The following is a 19940-nucleotide window of genomic DNA, read 5'->3' on the forward strand; positions in this document are numbered from 1 at the left end:
GCTAATCTTAGTATGTTTGCTTGTTCATGGCTAACGATCACTTTCAAGCTCCACTCTTGATCAAAAATAGCTGATGTAAAAAATAGTACTTGAAATATTAAAACTTAAAATGAGAAGTCTTAAAATTTAAGCGACCGATGGATGATCTATTAAGGATCTCCCATCGGTCGTGAACTAGCTGGTAGAGCTAGCTTTATATAAGAGGAACTGGAGTTTTTCCGGCTCCTCTTTTTCTTTATCGTATCGTCTTGCTTAGCGCTCTTCTTGGTCTAAGGTTTCCTGGATCAGATGGAGGTTCTCTTCGGTGTAGAGGTCGATAAAGGTGCCCTTAGTGCCAAGTGACTGGGAGGAGAGGATATTGGCGGATTCCATCTTGCGGATGCCGTTAACAATGATGGACCGGGTCAGACCCTCTTTTTCCGCTAAACGTGAGGCAGTGAAGCGGAAGCTAGGCTCGGTTTTATCCTTTAAGATTGTCCGCATAGCAGCCAATTCGGAGAAGCTCAAGGAAGCCACTGCCTTTTTGGCCATCAGTCGGTTCTTTTGTTGGCGGTCTTCTTGCTGGTGAAGGAGGTTTTCAATTTCAATAGCCAGGATCGTCGCAACATATTCTCCTAGGATCATATCACCGGCATCAAAGGCATGTTTTTTACGTGCTAGGATCAGATAGCCCAATCCCCGCCCATGGCCGATAATCGGAATAATCGTCGTCTTACCATTAGGAAAATTGGCCGCATATTCATTGGCAAAAATAGTACGTTCATCTTCAACGGGGATATTGGTCAGGGTAACGGTAAGTTCTTGGACCCGCTTCATGTAATTGGGGTCTAATTGCTTCTCTTCCATCATTTGATGGGTCCGAGCACTGTTAATGTCATCAAAGATAGACAAATAACCGAGCAGCTGGCCTTCGTAATTTAATAGGTAGGCATTGACTGCGAGAATTTCAGAGATTTCTTCAACTAAACGCTGGAAAGGAAAATCGCTGCCCTTGTCTTCTGAAATAATATCTTCGGTTTGAACGACACGTTTAACTTGGCGAATTTTATCTAATACTTCCTGAATTTCCATAATCTTAATCCTCCTGAGATGATCGGTTTGAATTGTCCCCTTGGCGCTGGGCCCGCGGGTGAAAAGTCATATAATTCTGACGTAGGCTTTCCTTAGAAAGATGGGTGTAGATTTGGGTAGTGGAGAGGCTGGAGTGGCCCAGTAGCTCCTGGACAGTCCGAATATCTGCTCCATGGTTCAATAAATGGGTGGCAAAGGAGTGGCGGAGTTTGTGGGGGTGGATGGCCAGCTGGGAGGCACTCCGTTTGACAATCTGCTTGAGAATGTAGGCAATCCCCTCACGGCTGAGCCCCTGTCCCTTGTAGTTAACAAAAACGAGCTGGTGGTCTTCGCCAGACTTAGCTAGGAGCTCTTGGCGTCCCTCAACTAGATAGGTCTGTAAAGCCTCCTTACAAGGCCCACCGAACGGCACATAGCGGTCCTTGCCCCCCTTACCGTGGAGGAGCACGACCATGGCGTCCAAGTCAACTTGGTCTAAGCTAAGTTCCGTGCATTCACTAACCCGGGCGCCTGTTGCATAAAGAAATTCGAGAAGAGCTCGGTCCCTCTGCTGGAGTGCTTCAGGACCTTGGACGGCTTCGAATAGAGCGAGCAGCTCCTCCTCATAAAAAAAGTCCGGCAGGTGCAAGCCTTGCTTGGGCGAATGAACATATTGAAAAGGATTGTTATCGACCCAACCGGATTCTTGGAAGAAAGTAAAAGCAGACCTTAAACTACTCAAACGTCTGGCAAGCGATGACTTGGCCAGGTCCTTTTTTTGTAATTGGAATAAATAGCGGCGGATATCTTGATAAGTCAAATCTTTTAAATCGTTTACATTTGCTTCCGATAGAAAGTCCGCAAATTCCTCAAGGTCATGCTGGTAGGCTAGGAGCGTTTCTTCACTATAGTGTCTTTCATTTTTAAGATAGTTTAGGAAAGCTTTTCCTTTTGCTGTCAACTCGATGGCACTCACCCTCTTTTACCTAAATATTATAACACAAACAAAGAGATAAAATCATCCAAAGTCGGAAATTGATTTTATCTCTTCGAATAAATAGTTTTTAATTTATTTTGCTATAGCAAAAAAGTGATTAAGAGGCAGAACTAGAAACTGGGGAGAAATTCTAATTATCCCCTTTTTGCTCGCTTTCTTGGTAGTCGCATTGGCTACATTTGACTTGTTTACTCCCCCGCTTTTTCTTTTCAACGAGGTAGTTTTGGCAAACTGGACACTGCCGACCAATGGGCTTGTCCCAAGAAGCAAAGTCGCAGTCAGGATAGCGGCTACAGCCGTAGAAAATACGGTTCTTTTTCGATTTCCGCTCAATAACTTGGCCTTCTTGGCACTTAGGACAGTCAACACCAATTTCCTTGACAATGGCCTTAGTATTCCGACAGTCAGGGAAGTTAGAGCAAGCGTAGAATTTGCCATAGCGTCCCAATTTAATCACCATGGGATGGCCACATTTTTCGCAGTCGAAACCAGCGGGCTCATCTTTGATGACAATTTTTTCAATTTTTTCCTCAGCGTTTTCCAAGTCCTTGGCGAAGGGTTGGTAGAAGCGGTCGATGACTTCCACCCACTCTTCCTTGCCCTCTTCAATCTTATCCAGCTCATTTTCTAGGCTGGCCGTGAAGTTCACGTCAACAATGTCTGGGAAATAAGTGGCAACAAGTTGGTTGACGATTTCACCGAGCTCGGTCGGCTCAAAGCGCCGAGCTTCGATCTTAACATAGTAGCGTTTGATCAGGGTTTCAATAGTTGGTGAATAGGTCGATGGCCGCCCGACGCCGTTTTCTTCCAAGGTTTGGATGAGGCTAGCTTCCGTATAGCGGGCTGGAGGTTGGGTAAAGTGTTGCTTAGGATCTAAGCTGACACTCTTTACAGTATCCCCATTAGCTAAGTCAGGGAGCGGATTATCCTTTTCCTTTTTCTCAGCGTAGACTTTTTGATAACCTTCAAATTTGATTTGTGAACCTGTTGCCCGGAAAGAAACTTCTCCTTGGACAATGTCGCAGCCTACTGTGTCATAGATAGCAGGCGCCATTTGACTGGCCATAAACCGGCACCAGATAAGGCTGTAGAGCTTGTACTGGTCCTTGGTCAGGTAAGATTCGATGGACTGAGGGGTCCGGTCGGGAGCTGAAGGACGAATGGCTTCGTGAGCGTCTTGGGCATTGCTGTTTTTGGCCTTGTTTTGCCCTTGCTTACCCAGGTATTCCTTACCGTAAGTGTTAGTGATAAAGTCACTAGCCCCTTCTTTGGCGACATCAGCGACCCGGGTGGAGTCGGTACGCATGTAGGTAATCAGACCAACGCTTCCCTTGCCAATATTAATCCCTTCATATAATTGTTGGGCGATCATCATGGTCTTCCGGGTCCGGAATTTAAGCCGCTTAGAAGCTTCTTGTTGGAGCGAAGACGTGGTGAAAGGTTTTTGTGGCTTTCTTTGCCGTTCCTTCTTAGTCAGGTTGGCAATGGTGAATTCATCTGATGTGATGTGGGCCATCAACTGGTCAACATCTTGCTTGTTCTTTAGATCGAGCTTTTTGCCTTTGAATTTAGAAGCATTGGCTTTAAACTTTTCTCGGCCCTTCTTAAATTCCCCGTCAATAGACCAGTATTCTTCTGGTTTGAAATTGCGAATTTCCTTTTCACGTTCAATGATTAAGTGTAAAGCGACCGATTGAACCCGTCCAGCAGACAGTCCTTTTTTGACTTTGGACCAGAGAATCGGTGACAGGCTATAGCCCACCAAGCGGTCGAGGATCCGGCGCGCCTGTTGGGCATCTACCAGGTCATTGTCGATCGGCCGGGCGTGCTTGAAGGCCTCCTTGACGGCTTCCTTGGTAATTTCATTATAGGTCACCCGGATTTTATCCTTAGGGTCTAGGCCTAGAATATAGGCCAGGTGCCAGGCAATAGCCTCCCCTTCCCGGTCCGGGTCGGAAGCCAGATAAATTTTTTCTGCTTTTTTCGCGTATTTCTTCAATTCTTTAATAATGGGGCCCTTGCCCCGAATGGTAATATAGTAAGGATCATACTCATTTTCGATATCGATCCCCATCTTACTCTTAGGAAGGTCCCGCAAGTGGCCCTTACTTGCGACCACTTTGTAATTTCTGCCTAAATATTTTTCAATGGTTTTCGCCTTAGTCGGTGATTCCACAATGACAAGGTACTTATAAGCCAAAAGAATAACTCCTTTCGAATTTACCCGACAGGATAATAAGAAGATGCTGGAAAAGGCTGAAGTGTCGGATAAGCTGTCAAATTGATTCTCATATTATGCCATTCAAGATTCTTTGTCAAATATAAAATGATGGCAAGAGAAAAAAATTGCTTAAATTGTCCCTTATTATAGTAGAAATGATTCAAAAAAGATGGCTATACTCTTCCAGGATATCTTGACTGGTCAAAATCAGCTTAGCCCCTGCCTGGATCAATTCATTGGTCCCCCGAGAGAGCGGCTGGTTGATGGGACCAGGTACGGCAAAGACATCTCGGTTAGCCTGCAAGGCATAATTCGCTGTAATCAAAGATCCACTCTTATGCCCCGCTTCGACTACTAGGCAGGCGGCAGAAAGGCCCGCGATAATTTCATTGCGGTAAGGAAAGTGCCAGCGCTTGGCACCCGCATGGTAAGGCAGGGCCGAAACCAGCAAGTGGTCGCGTGCAATTTGACTTTGCAGCTTGGCATGGTTGTCTGGATAAACTTGACCCAAGCCAGTCCCGATAACCGCAATGGTTTTCCCTTGCTCTTCCATAGCTATCTGATGAGATACGCAATCAATTCCATTTGCCAATCCGCTAACAATGACTAATTTCTTAGCGACTTCTGGTAGGAAACTTTCTAGTGCTTCTTGGCCATAAGCCGTCATTTTACGGCTACCAACTACCGCTAGGGCTAGGCGTTTTAATAAAGTAAGGTCTCCCTGGCAGAAGAGGACAAGGGCTGGTTTATGGGTTTCTACAAGTCCCTCAGGATAGGCAGCGTCTCCTAGGACAAGGGGCACGACCCCCTCTTTTTGGTAGAGGTCTTGGAAATAGGCCGGTGGGTAGTGGGCGGTAAAGTCTTGCCATTTGTTATAGTGTTTGGCTGGGATCTTCACTCTTTCTCGGTCAGGATCCTGTAATAACCGCAGGCGCTCGCTATAGGGAATGAGGCCCGATTCAGTCAGGTAAATCACTTGCTGGCGGCGGCTTAGCTTGTTAAACATCTTATCAACTCCTTCATTCATATATAAACGAAAGAGAGCCCAGTTCATCAAGTGATTTATTCATTAAATAAAATCTTTAACCGGTGCAAAGCTTTTGCGGTGGATGGGACAAGGGCCGTACTTGGCTAGGGCCTCTAAGTGGACCTTAGTTCCGTAGCCTGCATGTTGGTCGAAACCATATTCAGGATAAAGATCGGCATAGTCTGCCATGAGACGGTCCCGGTACTCCTTGGCATAGATCGAAGCCGCAGCAATGGAATAAATTCGCGCATCGCCTTTGATAATCGCCTCTTGGGGCTGGCTGATTCCCGGTATAGTTACCGCATCAACTAGAACGTAGGAAGCCTGGGGTTGGAGCTGGTTAACAGAAGCCGCCATCGCTTCCTTAGTCGCCTGGAGGATATTAATGTGGTCAATGCGATCAGCGGGACTGAAGGCAATCTCGCAGGCCAGGGCATACTTATCGATATCAGCAACCAAGCCCTGGCGCTTCTTATGGGAGAGCTGCTTGGAATCATTGAAGTAAACAGCTGGCATATCTGGGGGCAAAATGACTGCGCAAGTGACAACTGGCCCAGCCAGGGGTCCCCGCCCCACTTCGTCAACGCCAGCAATATAGGCATAGCCCTGGGCCCTCAGCTGGTCTTCATAGGCTCTCAACTCTTGGATCGCTGCTCCTTCTTCTTGGGCCCGGTCGATGCGGCGCTGGTAAGTCTTGAGGACCTGCTGGACCCCCTTGCGCTCGTCTTGGCTATAGGGAGCCAGATCTTCCGGCCTCAGGTTCGCTCCCTTGGCTTGGAGTCGGTCCTTAATAGCTTGGATGCTCTCGCGCTTAGTCATTATCAGCTGCCTCCTGAGCCATTTGATAGTCCGCCACTCGGTCCAAGGTCAGCCGGCTAATGGCTCCATCTTGGAAATCCTTGATGATTTTTTCTGAGGCTCGGTCATAATCATCTAAGAAGCCCATCTTTTCCGTTAGGGTCATGAGGAGTTCCGGATAAGGAGGGTGAACCTGGTCGGCTGCAATGGGATACTTGGCCTCGATGACACCGGGATAATAGTCCATGAGGAAGGCTAAAGCATAGAGGGCGATGTCATCGTTGTAGTAATGGGTCTGCTTAATCGCTGTACAGAGGGCTAGACGCGTCCCTACTTCTGGGTCTTCAAACTTAGGCCAGAGGATACCCGGCGTATCTAATAGTTCAAAATCCTTATCAATTCGAATCCATTGTTGGCCCTTAGTGACACCGGGCTTATTCCCAACTTGGGCCTTTTTCTTTTGGGTAAACTGGTTGATAAAGGTGGACTTACCTACATTGGGGATCCCCACAATCATGAGGCGGACCGCTTGGTGTTTGACTCCCTTGGCCTGCCACTTGTCCCGCACTGGAGCTGTCCAGTCGTAGAGCTTTTTCTTAAAGCGTTTCATTTCCTTGGGGTTTTTACTGTTTAAGGCGCAAGCCTGGCTGCCATCTTCTTGGTTGAGCAGGTCTAGCCAAGCCTGGGTTTCTTCTTTATCGGCTAGGTCTGCTTTGTTAAGGACAATGATCCGGGGCTTGTCTTGGATAATCTGATCGATCATCGGGTTCTTACTGCTTTCGGGCACCCGGGCATCCCTGAGTTCGATCACATAATCGACTTGGCTCAGGTGGTTTTGAACCTCTTTCTTGGCTTTGGCCATATGTCCAGGATACCATTGAATTGTTGCCATCTTCTTTCACTCCTTTATAGCTTGTCATTAAAAAGGGAGGCAGGCTGCCTCCTTAAAATTTATTCTTGAATCTTGCCAAAGTCAGATAGGGGCCAGAATCTAAAGTTGGTGGTCCCTTCGACTTGGTCGCTGTGGACGAAGCCAAAATAGCGGCTGTCCTTTGAAACGGGACGGTTGTCACCGAGGACAAAGAATTCTCCTTCAGGTACCGTTTTTTCATTGGTCAATTCTTCGAGGGTGAAGTTCTGGGTCACCAGCTGGCCGGGATTAGCGGCTTTTAAGGGTTCCAGATATTCCTCAGCGACGGGCTCTCCATTCACATAGAGTTGGTTGTCCTGGTATTTAATCGTATCGCCAGCCTTACCAATCACCCGTTTGATGTATTTTTCATTTGGGGCATCGGGGCCCGGGAAGACGACAATATCCCCTCGATCTGGTTCAGCCAAGCGATAGGCGATGGCCATATCCCCATTGTGGAGGGTAGGCGCCATGGAGTCACCCGAAATATTAATCGGGAAGGCAATGTATTTTTGCACCCCTAAAACTAGGACAACCGCAATGAGAATTGGGAGGATAAAAGAAATTACTTCATTAAAAAATCGTTTCATCAATTTGCCTTCTTTCTAAGCTTGCGCCAAGACGTCAATGGCCTTATCCAACTGGCTATCATTGGCTTTAATCTTCTCTTGCATCTTTTGGGTTAAACGCAGGGCGGTTTCTCCGTCCACTTCCCCTGTGGCCTTCAAGCCGGTTTCTTCCTGGACGGTTTGAACCGCTTCAACGGTGTCTTGGTCGTAACGGCTGCTTACCTGGTCTTCGCTGAGATAACCCAAGCTATGGAGGATCTTTTGAATATTGAGGACGGCTTCAGATTGCTGGCCCGCCTTGTAGTGCTGGCTCGTATCAATTAGGGTCAGTTTAGCATAGTCTGGCAGGCTTTGCTCAATATCTGGCTGGATGCCCTTCTCATTGATCCAAGTGCCGTCAGGGGTCAGCCATTTCGCTACAGTGACCTTCATCTTCCCATTCTTATCAAGGGGGAAGACAGTCTGCACGGAGCCCTTACCATAAGAATTCTGGCCCACGACCGGCACTTGACCGCTCTGTTGGAGGGCGCCGGCTAGGATTTCACTCGCACTGGCCGAGCCTTCGTCGATTAAGACAACGAGAGGAGCTTGGATCTTAAAGTCGCCCAAGTCTTGGCTATTGGCCTGGTAGACTTGCTCTTCCCCCTGGTTGTCTTCCACCCTCAAAATGGTCTGCCCATCTTCGAGGAAGATATTGGCAACCTTCAAAACAGAAGGCAGGAGGCCACCAGGATTACCCCGCACATCTAAGACGAATTTTTTAGCGCCCTGCTTTTGCAGGTCCTTGAGGCTTTGAACAAGTTCGTCGTAGGTCGTTTCTGAGAATTCGGAGATTTGGATATGGCCGACGTCAGGTGCTTGGTCCATAAGACGGGCATGGACGGTTTCGATAGGGATTTCATCCCGCTTCACCTTGACCGTCTGCTCTTGGTCCCCCCGCTTAATCTTCAGCTCGACCTCTGTCCCCTTCTCGCCACGGATCAACTTAACCGCTTCCTCAGTAGACAAGCCCTTGGTTGACTTGCCATCGACTTCGAGGATGATATCATTAGCCTGTAAGCCAGCTTTTTCAGCGGGTGAATCCTTGATGGGGCTGATAATCGTAAGCCAGCCATTCTCGGTGGTGACTTGGGCGCCAATCCCTTCAAAACTACCCTTGATGGTTTCATCCAAACTCTCTGAAGCAGCACCGGTCAAATAAGCGGTATAGGGATCACCTACACTATCTGCCATTCCCGCCATAGCGCCATTCACGGCTTCCCCCTTCTTAACTTCTCCAATATATTGGTCGTTCAAGATTTGGTAGCCATACTGGAGCTTGCGCAGGTCCGCAGCCGATAGGGCCCGGTCTGAAGATAGCAGCTCCCAGGGTAAACGGCCTGTGGTATAGGTATTGGTTCCTAGGATACCCAGGACCAGTCCAACTGACAGGCAGAGAACGCCCTGGCCGACTCTTTTTTTGCCCAGCTTGCCTGTATTTTTAGGGCTTGCTTTAGCTTGGTCACTTGTTTGCGTGTATTTATCTTCCTGCATGTGAGCCTACTTTCTAACCTTGTTCATAGTCATAGGCCTGCCATAAGTCATCAAAACATGAAATGTAATCGGCATAGTCACTATGGCCTTCAATATAGCGGCTGATTTCATCGAATTCCTTACTGTCGCGGGGAAAATCCAGGTCGCGATAAACTAGGTCAGCAAAAGCTTCCTTCTGGTCGCTCTCTAGACTGCCCCGCCCTCTAAATCGTTCCACATAGCGATAAAATGAAAGTGACATCGTCTTCCTCCTCTACTGGCCTTGTCGGTAAGCTTCTATTTGTTCTACAGCATAAGGCAAAGGCAGAGAAAAGGCAAGTTTGATCTGATTATTAGGCAGGTCAATCGCTTGCGCTGCGATAGCGACTTGTCCTTTTGCTGAAACTTGGTCGAGGCGGACAATTAGACGCTCCTGGTCCCTATCCACACTGAGTGGCACATGGTCGGGAATGAGCCGGCTAAAGAGCGCTAGACTAGTTCCAACGGGCAAGTCCAATCCTTCTACTTCAATCGCTTCGATGGCAAGACCAATATTCCCGTCATTCTGGGCTTCTGCCTGGGCACGAATCTCATAAGACAGTCCTTGTCCTAAGATCTCAAATTGGCCTAATAAATGGACCTGATCGTCCAAGTGGAGGCGGTAAGGCACCTGGTCGCCAGCTAGGAGGGCCTGCATGAGAACGTTGAAGCTCTCCCTAGTGAGCTGGGTTTCAGCTTGGATGGTCTCTTCCGTTTGGGCTAGCTCTCCCTGGTCAACCGGTTCATAAGAGGGCCGGATACTAGAGAGGACAAGGATGACGCCAAGTACCAGAGCCAGGACTAAGCCGAGGAGAATAAAGAAGGCCCGGCGCCAGCCATTGCTTTGTCTTGTCATCACTTAACCTCCCGTCGGTAAAAAATAAAACGATGCGGGTAAGGATTCTTATCGTCAACTGCGCCCTTGATTTCCGCATAGCTGTAGAAATCACTGAGGTCGGGATCCATGACCGTATCCCCTGCCACGGCATGGTCGATATAAGTTACCCGTAATTCATCTAAATAAGGCCAGAAGCTTTGGTAAATCTGCTTACCGCCGATAATATAGACATCTTCCTTCTTGGCGAGTTCTAGAATTGGATCGATAGCATGGATGAGATCAACAGAGGCGCTATCGCCATTGATTGCTATCGATTCTGAACGAGTCAGGATATAGGTCTGTCGATCAGGCAGAGGCTTAGAGCCCATGCCCTCAAATGTTTTTCGGCCGAGAACAATTTTATGGTACATGGTTTGGGAACGAAAGAATTGAAAATCATTGGGCAGGTGCCAGGGCATCTTCTGATCTTTACCGATGACACCATTGCGGGCCTGGGCCCAAACGGCAATTAACATCTTATCTCTCCTTCAACGTTAAAGCATGACATTAAACAGCAACAGGGGCCTTGATAGCAGGGTAAGGGTCGTAGCCCTGGACGAAGATATCTTCAGTCGCAAGCTCATCCATCGGGGCTTCTCCTTGAATGACAAGTTCGGGCAAGGGACGGGGCTCGCGCGACAACTGTTCCTTGACTTGGTCTAAGTGGTTCTTGTAGATATGCACATCACCAAAACTATGGACGAAATCCCCCACACCGAGTCCCACCTCCCGGGCTAAAAGATGGGTCAATAAAGCATAAGAGGCGATATTAAAAGGAACACCCAGGAAGACATCGGCACTCCGCTGGTAGAGCTGGCAGCTCAATTTCCCATCTTGGACATAGAACTGGCTCAAAGTATGGCAGGGAGGCAGGGCCATGTCTGGCACATCTTCAGGATTCCAAGCGCTGAGGATCATCCGCCTTGAATCTGGCGTATGTCGCAATTGGTCGAGGAGGATGGCGATTTGGTCGATTTCCCCGCCATCCCGGGTCTCCCAGTGCCGCCACTGTTTACCGTATACCGCACCGAGATTGCCATATTGAGCCGCAAAATCATCGTCTTCAAGCATGAGCTGGCGGAACTTAGCCATTTCTTCTTTATAAACTGCCGCGAAGTCTGGATCGCTTTCAGCTCGCAGACCAAAATCAGTCATATCCGGTCCTTGGTAGGCCTCGCTTTCCACCCAATTCTTAAAGGCCCACTCGTCCCAGATATGGTTATTATGCTCGAGTAAGAAGCGGATATTGGTATCCCCTCTTAAAAACCAGAGGAGTTCGCTCTTAATTAAACCAAAAGCGACTTTTTTGGTTGTCAGAAGTGGAAAGCCCTCATTTAAGTCAAAGCGCATCTGGTAGCCGAAAGTCGACAGGGTCCCTACCCCTGTTCGGTCATCCTTAAAGCTCCCCTTATCTAAAATATGTTGCAATAAATCTAAATATTGTTTGGCCATTGTGTCACTCCCTAATAAGTTTTTTCACTGAGATAATCCCAATACGTCATTTGGTCTAAAAGTTCAGCTTCGGTGGTCTCTTTTTCTTTTTGTAAGTCGGCTAATTTCCCATAGTCTGCTCCATTGGCCAACATCTCTTCATCAATGCTTTGGAGTTTGTCTTCTAGTTGACTAATCACCGTTTCGATCTGTTCCCAATCCTTTTTCTCTTGGTAGGTCATCCGGTTTTTGTGGCCTGGCTCCTTTTGTTTTTGAGCTTCTGCTGGCTCCTTGGGTGTTTTTTTGGTCTGGGCTTCCGTCTTGGCCTTATCCGCTGCCTTAAGCTCTTCTTGATAGTCGCTATAGGAACCGAAGAAGATGTCCACCTCATGATTATCATCGATGGCCAAGAGTTTGTCGACTACCTTGTCGAGGAAGTAACGGTCGTGGCTGACAGTAAGAACTGCGCCTGGAAAATCTTCTAAATAATCTTCCAGAATCGTCAGGGTCTGGATATCCAGGTCATTGGTCGGCTCGTCTAAGAATAAGACATTGGGCCGGGCCATGAGGATACGCAAGAGATAAAGCCGCTTCTTCTCGCCCCCTGACAGGGATGAAATCTTCACCCCATGCATGGACCGGTCAAAGAGGAAGGTTTCGAGCATTTGGGAGGCACTGAGGGTCTTCCCATCCCGGTAAACATAGTCTTCCGCCTCTTCTTGGATATAAGAAATGACCCGCTTGTCTTCGGGCAAATCGACAGGTACTTGTTGGAAGTAGCCGATTTTTACCGTCTCTCCAATCACAACCTGGCCGAACAAAGGAGGCAAGAGGCCAGCGATGGTGTTCATCAGACTGGTCTTTCCTGCCCCGTTCTCCCCTATAATACCGATTCGGTCCCGGTTCTGGACTAGGAGCTCTAAGTTTTTGACCAGGGGAGCATCTGGCTCATAACCAACTGTTAAATCCTGGCATTCGATGACCTTCTTACCCAAGCGTTCTTGGTCAAAGTCGAAGCTGAGCTTCTGGTCAGGCCCCCGTTGGCCTTTCACTTGGCCTTCCAAGTCCTCAAAGCGGTTAATCCGAGCCTGTTGCTTAGTCGTTCGAGCCTTGGCACCTGTCCGCATCCAGGCTAACTCCTTCTTATAGAGTTGCTTTTGTTTGCGGGCCGTCTCACGTTCTTGCTCGTCCTCGATGGCCTTCTTCTCCAGGTAAGCCTGATAATTGCCTTCGTATTCGCGCAAGTTCCCATGGTCCAAGGCAAAAATACGCCCCACTACCCGGTCCAGGAAGTAACGGTCGTGGGTAATCAAGAGGACCGACCCCTTATAATTAGCTAAATACTTCTCCAACCAGGCAACCATCTCAAAGTCCAGGTGGTTGGTCGGTTCATCGAGAAGGAGGAGGTCCGGTTCTTCAATCAAGGCCTTGGCTAGGCCAATCCGCTTACGCTGTCCCCCGCTCAGCTGACGGATGGTTAGGGAGCTATCCGTAAAACCTAACTGATTGAGGACGGTATGGATGGTGGTATCTAATTGCCAGCCATCTTCCGCATTCATAGCCTCTTCCGCCTGGCTAAAGGCAGCTTGGAAGTCTTTATCCTGGGGCGACTGCGCGAGACGATGGGCCGCTTCCTGGTAACGGGCGACAATTTGGACCAAGTGGCTCTCTGAATCATAGACGGCTTCGAAGATCGTGAGGTCTTCATCAAAATCTTCCTCTTGGCTAACCATGGTGACTTTGAAATCTTTGGGGTGTTCCATTTCCCCGCTGTCCAGGCTGTCCACGCCTGCTAAAATACGCATTAAAGTACTTTTTCCTGAGCCGTTGGTTCCAATCAAGCCCACATGGTCCCCACCCCGAATAAGGAAGGAGACATCTGTTAACAGGGGTTTCGCCCCATAAGTTTTATACCAATTTAAGGCCTTGAAATCTTTCATCTATTTCATCGACTCCTTTAAAGTTACTTACATCCTTATAGTTTATCATAAGTTCGGGACTAGGAAGGAAAAATTTTATAAAAGTCCAGGCATGATTAGCCTTTAATACTTCCCTTTCTCCTGCATCCTCCCTCACCCTTTTTAGTCGGGTTCGCAAGAGCAGCTTTGGAGTGCTTTCGCAAGTCGGGAACATGCAAGCTTTGCTTGCCCTTATTCCGACTTACTCCAAGCATCCAAAGCTAAACGCTCTTGCTCACACCCCAGTCGGGTTCGCAGTTGCAGACTTGAAGTGACTTCACCCAATCGGAACGATCGGCTAAAGCCGCTCTTTTCCGTTTGGGCTCCAGTCATTCAAGTCTGGGCGCAACTGCTCACACCCTGTATAGTCGGGTTCGAGGATGCAGAAAGGGCTCCTCTTCGTAAAAGTCCCTCGAAGGCTTGCAGCCTTCTCAGCCCTTTTACTCCAGAGCTCCCTTTCTCCCGCATCCTCTCACACCCTTTTTAAACAAAAGAGACCGCGGTTTGATCTTAACCACGATCTCTTAAAGTGTCAATTATTTGCCTTCCTCTTGGGCCTTTTTGCGGGCAGCTTTTTTCGCCTTACGGTAGGCCATACGTTGTTCGCGGCGGGCAGAGGTGGACCACTTGGAGTAGTCTTCGTCTTCCATGGCTTGGACTTCACCTAATAGGTAGCCGTTGCCGACTTGGGAGAAGAAGTCATGATTAGACGTTCCTGTTGAAATCCCATTCATGACGATCGGGTTGACGTCTTCCGCTGTATCTGGGAAGAGCGGGTCAAAGCCTAGGTTCTGCAGGGCCTTATTAGCATTGTAGCGGACGAAAATATTAACATCCTCTGTCCAACCAATTTGGTCATAGACGGCTGAGGTATACTTCATTTCGTTTTCATATAGGTCGTAGAGGAGCTCGAAGGTCCAATTCTTCAACTCTTCTTGTTCTTCTTCGGACAGTTCATTATACCCTAATTGGAACTTGTAGCCAATATAGGTGCCGTGGACGGACTCATCACGCAAGATCAGCTTGATAATTTCCGCCACATTAGGCAGTTTGCTGTTGCCTAAGTACCAGAGGGGCGCATAGAAACCGGAATAGAAGAGGAAGGATTCCAGTAAGACGCTGGCTGCCTTCTTCTGTAGGCCCGTCCCTGTCCGGTAAACTTGGTTGATCTTTTTCGCCTTATATTGGATCAGTTCATTCTCATTGGTCCAGTCAAAAATCTTATCGATTTCAGACGTGGTATTAAGCGTGACAAAGATCGTGGAATAAGACTTAGCGTGAACAGACTCCATGAAGTGGATATTTGAGAAGACGGCACGCTCTTGCTGGGTCCGAGCGTCTGGTAAGAGGACTAAGGCGCCCTCTTCTGATTGGAGGGTATCCAGGAGGGTTAAGCCCCCGAAGACCTTGTCGACCACATCTTGCTCAGCAGCAGACAGCCGACGCCAGTCATCCAGGTCGTTGGAGACGGGGATCCGGGTGTCCAGCCAGAATTGTTCCGTAAGCTTCTCCCAGGTCAGCTTGTCGACCATGTCTTCAATGCTGTCCCAGTTAATGGCCTTGTAGTATTTACCCAGGTCCGGGTCAGCTTGGTCCGTCCCATCCCACAAGTTTTGTTGCCAATTATCTTTTGAATTTATATAGAGATTGTTATCAATTTGTCCCATTTTGACCTCCTTAACTGTTCTTAAATAGAGCAGGATTCACAGTAATTGCTGCCGATTTCATCGCCATCGTCGGTAAAGGTTCGGATATAGTAGATGGACTTGATACCCTGATTCCAAGCATAATTGCGCAAGATATTTAAGTCCCGCGTGGTTAGCTTATGGTCATCTGGATCTTTCCAAGGATAGAGGCCGGAAGGAATGTCTGAGCGCATGAAGAGGGTCATGGACATACCTTGGTCCACATGCTCTTGGGCGGCAGCATAAACGTCGATCACCTTCCGCATATCCAGGTCATAGGCGGACTCATAGTATTGGATATTGTCATTGGAGAGCTGGGGGGCTGGGTAATAGGTCTTCCCAGTCTTCTTTTCTTGCCGCTCTTCAATTAGACGGATAATCGGCTGCAAGCTAGCGCTGGTTTCATTGACATAGGAAATGGAACCTGTTGGCGCAACAGCTAGACGATAAGCGTGGTAGAGACCATCCCGCATCACGTCATCGCGCAAGGCTTGCCAGTCTTCCTTGCTTGGTAGCGGTACCTTAGCCATGATTTGAGCCACTTTATCGGATTCATAATGGAAGTCTTCTTCGATATATGGCTCGAAGTAAGACCCATCCGCATAAGCGGAGTTTTCGAAGTTGGCGAAGCGTTGGCCACGCTCAGCTGCAATCTTATGGCTGGCTTTGAGGGACCAGTAGTTGAGGGCGTAGAAATAAGCCTCCGTTAATTCGAGCGATTCATCTGACCCGTAATAAATGTGGTTGATGGCAAAGAGGGTATGGAGCCCCATAGCCCCTAGACCAATGGTGTGGTACATCTGGTTGCCGTTTTGGATGGATGGGACGGCCTCAATATCGGTGCTGTCGGTCACAAAGGTCAGCCCTCGAACAGCTGTTTCTACAGATCGAGCAAAGTCATCCGACTCGACCATGTTCACCATATTGGTTGATCCTAAGTTACAGGAAATATCGGTGCCTAAGTGGTCATAGAGCTGCTCATCATTAATCTTCGAAGGTTCTTGGATCTGTAAAATTTCTGAGCATAGGTTGGACATCACAATCGTTCCATCGATAGGGTTGGCTTCATTGGCCGTATCGATATTAACAATATAAGGGTAGCCAGATTCTTGTTGGAGTTTGGAAATTTCATTCTCTAATTCCCGAGCCCGGATCCGATACTTGCGGACCTCTGGATGGTGAACAAGTTGGTCATACTCCTCTGTAATATTGACATAGGAGAAAGGCTTGCCATAAATCCGTTCCACATCGTAGGGGCTGAAGAGGTACATGTCATCATCAGCTGCTACGAGTTCATAGAATTTGTCTGGAACCGTAATGCCTAGGGATAAGGTCTTCACCCGAATTTTTTCATCCGCATTCTCCTTCTTGGTGGAGAGGAAGCGGACAATATCAGGATGGAAGACATTCAGGTAAACCACTCCGGCTCCGTTTCTTTGCCCTAATTGGTTAGCATAGCTGAAGCAGTCTTCAAATAATTTCATAACGGGAACGACCCCTGAAGCCGCATTTTCAATCTTCTTGATGGGAGCCCCTTCTTCACGGAGGTTGCTGAGGTTGATTCCTACCCCTCCCCCGCGCTTGGAGAGTTGTAAGGCGGAATTGATGCCCCGGCCGATCGAATTCATGTCATCGGTTAGTTGGATCAGGAAACAAGAGACCATCTCCCCCCGGCGCTTACGTCCGGCATTGAGGAAGGTTGGGGTTGCAGGCTGGAAGCGCTGGGAGAGGATCTCATCACAGAGCTTACGAGCCAGGTCTTCATCCCCGTCGGCTAGGTAGAGGGCATTATAAACGACCCGGTCCTCATAGCGTTCCAAATAGCGTTCGCCATCATCGGTCTTCATGGCATACTGGGTATAGAACTTATAGGCCCCCATGAAGGATCGGAAGCGGAACTTACGGTCATAGGCGTCCTGCATCAGTTGGTAGATAAAGTTCCGGTCATACTTGTTGATGAAACTTTCATCCAGGTAGTCATGGTCAATCAGGTAGCGGATCTTCTCTTCGAAGGTATAGAAGAAAACTGTATTAGGGTTGACATGCTCCAAGAAAAAAGCCCGGACAGCTTCTTTATCTTTTTCGAGCGGGATCTTGTTATCGATTGGAATATTTAATTCGTTGTTTAACTTATAGTAGGTAATTTCATTTGGTTCGTTGGATACTTGTGGATTCTTCAATTTCTTTCGCCAACTCCTTTACTTTTTCTACATCGTGGGAATTGCCCATAAATTCAAAGGTGTGTAAGAGGGGCAGGTCATAGTCCATAGCCAGATCTTTTGCGGTGAAGCAGAAGAGGTCATTAAAATTCAGATTACCTCCTCCAATGACGCCCTGGCAATAGGACAGGTTGTCCCCTGTTTCAATGAAATCATTCATGATATCAGTCACTTCGATTTCGTAAGTGGGAACAATCATAAGATAGGGTTGGTCCACCGTGGTAAAAGCATTGTGGTCTGTGATTTCTAGCGAAGGCAAGCCGAGCTTTTCAACAAAGCGGCGGGTATTGCCTACCAGAGACATGTAGACGATTAACATCAAATCCCTCCTTTTTCAATAGTCCTATTATACGTCAGGAGCTCTTTGAAATTCAAGTTAATCAACTCCATATCTTGAATTCTAATTTAATTCTCACACAAGATATAGTATGACATGGGGAATCAGCCCCAAAATAAAAATAAGGGCCAAAAGAAAAAACACAGATCTTGTATCTCTTGCCCCTTATCCTTTATTCTTCACACATATGTTCAATGGCCTGACTGATGATTTCATAGACGTGGTCGTCGGCCTGGCTGTAATAAACTGACCGCTTGTCCCGTCTGGATTTTAACAGCTTGCTTTCTCTGAGGACCTGTAGTTGGTGGGAAATGGCTGATTGCTCCATATCGAGCGCTTGCGCAATTTCCGTCACGTTCAATTCACGTCCCTTAAGTAGGTAAAGGATGGAGAAGCGTGTTTGGTCCCCAATCACCTTAAAAAACTTGGTCACCTGCTGTTTCACTTCAGGACTTAATTCAGATTTTTCCATAGCACCGCCTCCTCAAATCGTAATCATTCTTATTTTATACGATAAAAGTGATTGATACAATACCTTTTCCCTTCTTCTTACATATTGGCGAAAGTTTGGGCTAAGTCATCACTCAAACGCAGGCTCTGGTCAGCCAGTTCGGACGGAATATGATAGGGTTTCTGGTTCATCATCACATAGAGGGCTTGTGGATTATCCAGGGTTTCTTCTTGGAAGGGTTCGCGGATCAATTCAGGAGTAGTATGGCCGATACCAATCTCCAAGTAAAGCACCTTTTTCCCTTCATTGGCAGCTAAGAAGTCCGTATAAGCCGCTTCTTGTTCATGCCAATGGGCGTCCTCGACCATGCCTCGGACTGTGTCACGCTTGTTAATTTCCAGGGGTGCCCCACAATTTGGGCAGTAAGGAATCAGTTCGCTAGGTACCTTCATATCTTCTTGACGGTCAACCATCTCGCGGATCATATCATCATCGCGGTAGGTCACATCCTGGCACTGCTTGGAACATTGGAAGAGGACGTACTTGCCCTGGTAGTAGAAAACCTTATCCAGGTCAAAGCACGCTGCTTCAAAGGCATTATCCGCATTGGAGGTAATGATGTGGTAGTTTTTATCTGCTAGGAGATCTTTTAATTTGAGATAGGAAGCCCCAGCTTCTTGGTCTAAGCCGTTAAGTTTAACAAAGCGACTCTGGAAGGCCCAGTACTCTTCTAAGGACTCAAAATCATTTAAAAAAGCTTGGAGCATGTCAAAAAGTCCATATTTAGCGATAAAGTCAGGAAAATTCTCCTTAAAACGAGGGCCCACATAGGTAAAACCATCCGCAGCTGACATCCCTGCTCCAATTCCGATCACCAGAGCCTCGGCTTCCTTAAAGAGCTCAGCCAGTAATTCTGATTCGGACTTTTCTTCTGCGCCCTGGAGCGCTTTCCAAATTTTATTCATCGTTTTCCTCCCCTAATAGTTGACGGTAAATCTGGGCATCCTCATCGCTAAAAACATTGAAGATGACCTTGAGTCGAGATGGGTGCTCATCTAGGTAAGCAGTCACCGTATGAATGGCAATCTGGGCAGCTTCTTCTCTTGGAAAGGCAAACTGCCCCGTGGCAATGCAAGGGAAGGCGATACAGTCTAGTCCTTCCCGCTCAGCGACTTCTAAGCAAGACCGGTAGCACTTGGCCAGGAGCTGACGGCGGATAGGCGTCACTCGACCATCTTGGATCACAGGGCCTACCGTATGGATTATGTAGCGACTGGGTAAGTGGTGGGCGGACGTTAGCTTGGCCTTGCCGGCAGCTTCCAAGCGCCCCTGTTTAGCCACCAGGTCTTGGCATTCTAAACGCAAGGCAGTCCCAGCATAGCTATGGATGACATTATCGATGCAGGCATGACCAGGAATGAAGCAACCCAAGAGTTGAGAATTGGCGGCATTGACAATCCCATCCACTGCTAACTGGCAAATATCCCCTTGCCAGAGAGCTAAGGGCCCCCAAGTCTCAGCCATGTCCGTCCAGTCATAATGCGGCTTGGCCTGGTTAATGACATCGAGCACCTGGCCTTCCGCCTCCAGGTAGTCTGAGCTGATGGGTTGTGCTGGCCGGGTATTGACTAGGCTACGGTATTGGTCAAAACTTGGTAAAGCAGGGTCCAAGTCAAAATCCGGACGTTCGGCCTGGAGATACTTAATCAAAGCTGGCAAACTGGCTTCCATAAAAGTCCCCTCCTCTTCTTCAATCAGTAAAGGGGCAAGGTGAAGGCCCCGCCACCTCATAAATCGTTAATATGCAAAAGCTAATCCAAAAGTCAACCCTGGCATCCACTTCCAAAATGGCTAGACGA

General features: G+C 47.9%; 19 protein-coding genes. All 19 read right to left on the reverse strand.

What is annotated here, in order from left to right:
- Window positions 1–252 precede the first annotated feature (252 nt).
- Window positions 253–1071: a hypothetical protein gene (locus HMPREF2626_RS07255; protein WP_070619466.1), complete on the reverse strand. Its 819-nt coding sequence runs from the start codon at window positions 1069–1071 to the stop codon at window positions 253–255.
- 4 nt (window positions 1072–1075) lie between these two features.
- Window positions 1076–2017 (reverse strand): tyrosine recombinase XerC, encoded by a 942-nt coding sequence (gene xerC, locus HMPREF2626_RS07260; protein ID WP_070619784.1) that lies wholly within the window; start codon window positions 2015–2017, stop codon window positions 1076–1078.
- A 160-nt stretch (window positions 2018–2177) separates the two neighbouring features.
- Window positions 2178–4247: a type I DNA topoisomerase gene (topA, locus tag HMPREF2626_RS07265; protein WP_070619468.1), complete on the reverse strand. Its 2070-nt coding sequence runs from the start codon at window positions 4245–4247 to the stop codon at window positions 2178–2180.
- Between the two features lie 181 nt (window positions 4248–4428).
- Window positions 4429–5274: a DNA-processing protein DprA gene (dprA, locus tag HMPREF2626_RS07270; RefSeq protein ID WP_083294399.1), complete on the reverse strand. Its 846-nt coding sequence runs from the start codon at window positions 5272–5274 to the stop codon at window positions 4429–4431.
- A 63-nt stretch (window positions 5275–5337) separates the two neighbouring features.
- The gene (locus HMPREF2626_RS07275; RefSeq protein ID WP_070619475.1) at window positions 5338–6114 is read right to left on the reverse strand and encodes a ribonuclease HII; all 777 of its coding nucleotides are present in this window, start codon (window positions 6112–6114) and stop codon (window positions 5338–5340) included.
- Entirely contained in the window at window positions 6107–6985 is an 879-nt protein-coding gene (ylqF, locus tag HMPREF2626_RS07280; RefSeq protein ID WP_070619479.1) for a ribosome biogenesis GTPase YlqF, read from the reverse strand. Before ylqF ends, HMPREF2626_RS07275 begins: the two co-directional genes overlap by 8 nt.
- Before the next feature lie 59 nt (window positions 6986–7044).
- Window positions 7045–7593, reverse strand: a complete 549-nt coding sequence (gene lepB, locus HMPREF2626_RS07285) for a signal peptidase I (RefSeq protein WP_070619482.1) — start codon at window positions 7591–7593, stop codon at window positions 7045–7047.
- Window positions 7594–7608: 15 nt separating this feature from the next.
- Entirely contained in the window at window positions 7609–9105 is a 1497-nt protein-coding gene (locus HMPREF2626_RS07290; RefSeq protein WP_070619485.1) for a S41 family peptidase, read from the reverse strand.
- 13 nt (window positions 9106–9118) lie between these two features.
- Complete coding sequence (locus tag HMPREF2626_RS07295) at window positions 9119–9346, reverse strand: YozE family protein (RefSeq protein WP_070619489.1); 228 nt, start codon at window positions 9344–9346, stop codon at window positions 9119–9121.
- 12 nt (window positions 9347–9358) lie between these two features.
- A complete protein-coding gene (locus tag HMPREF2626_RS07300; protein WP_070619491.1) occupies window positions 9359–9979 on the reverse strand; it encodes a DUF2140 family protein in 621 nt (206 codons plus the stop codon).
- The gene (locus HMPREF2626_RS07305; protein ID WP_070619494.1) at window positions 9979–10476 is read right to left on the reverse strand and encodes a dihydrofolate reductase; all 498 of its coding nucleotides are present in this window, start codon (window positions 10474–10476) and stop codon (window positions 9979–9981) included. Before HMPREF2626_RS07305 ends, HMPREF2626_RS07300 begins: the two co-directional genes overlap by 1 nt.
- Before the next feature lie 31 nt (window positions 10477–10507).
- On the reverse strand, window positions 10508–11452 hold the full coding sequence (locus tag HMPREF2626_RS07310) for a thymidylate synthase (protein ID WP_070619498.1): 945 nt from the start codon (window positions 11450–11452) through the stop codon (window positions 10508–10510).
- 11 nt (window positions 11453–11463) lie between these two features.
- Window positions 11464–13371: an ABC-F family ATP-binding cassette domain-containing protein gene (locus tag HMPREF2626_RS07315; protein ID WP_070619501.1), complete on the reverse strand. Its 1908-nt coding sequence runs from the start codon at window positions 13369–13371 to the stop codon at window positions 11464–11466.
- Window positions 13372–13925: 554 nt separating this feature from the next.
- Window positions 13926–14966 (reverse strand): class 1b ribonucleoside-diphosphate reductase subunit beta, encoded by a 1041-nt coding sequence (gene nrdF, locus HMPREF2626_RS07325; RefSeq protein ID WP_210382811.1) that lies wholly within the window; start codon window positions 14964–14966, stop codon window positions 13926–13928.
- A 110-nt stretch (window positions 14967–15076) separates the two neighbouring features.
- Window positions 15077–17254 (reverse strand): class 1b ribonucleoside-diphosphate reductase subunit alpha, encoded by a 2178-nt coding sequence (nrdE, locus tag HMPREF2626_RS07330; protein ID WP_070619507.1) that lies wholly within the window; start codon window positions 17252–17254, stop codon window positions 15077–15079.
- Complete coding sequence (gene nrdI / locus HMPREF2626_RS07335; protein ID WP_067976252.1) at window positions 17220–17612, reverse strand: class Ib ribonucleoside-diphosphate reductase assembly flavoprotein NrdI; 393 nt, start codon at window positions 17610–17612, stop codon at window positions 17220–17222. Before nrdI ends, nrdE begins: the two co-directional genes overlap by 35 nt.
- Before the next feature lie 190 nt (window positions 17613–17802).
- Entirely contained in the window at window positions 17803–18102 is a 300-nt protein-coding gene (locus HMPREF2626_RS07340) for an ArsR/SmtB family transcription factor (protein ID WP_067976255.1), read from the reverse strand.
- 77 nt (window positions 18103–18179) lie between these two features.
- Window positions 18180–19046 (reverse strand): SIR2 family NAD-dependent protein deacylase, encoded by an 867-nt coding sequence (locus HMPREF2626_RS07345; protein WP_070619510.1) that lies wholly within the window; start codon window positions 19044–19046, stop codon window positions 18180–18182.
- Complete coding sequence (locus tag HMPREF2626_RS07350; protein ID WP_070619513.1) at window positions 19039–19812, reverse strand: protein-ADP-ribose hydrolase; 774 nt, start codon at window positions 19810–19812, stop codon at window positions 19039–19041. The genes HMPREF2626_RS07345 and HMPREF2626_RS07350 overlap by 8 nt, the downstream gene beginning before the upstream one ends.
- Between the last annotated feature and the right edge of the window lie 128 nt (window positions 19813–19940).

It is taken from the genome of Aerococcus sp. HMSC062A02, assembly GCF_001809535.1.
Taxonomy (GTDB): Bacteria; Bacillota; Bacilli; order Lactobacillales; family Aerococcaceae; genus Aerococcus.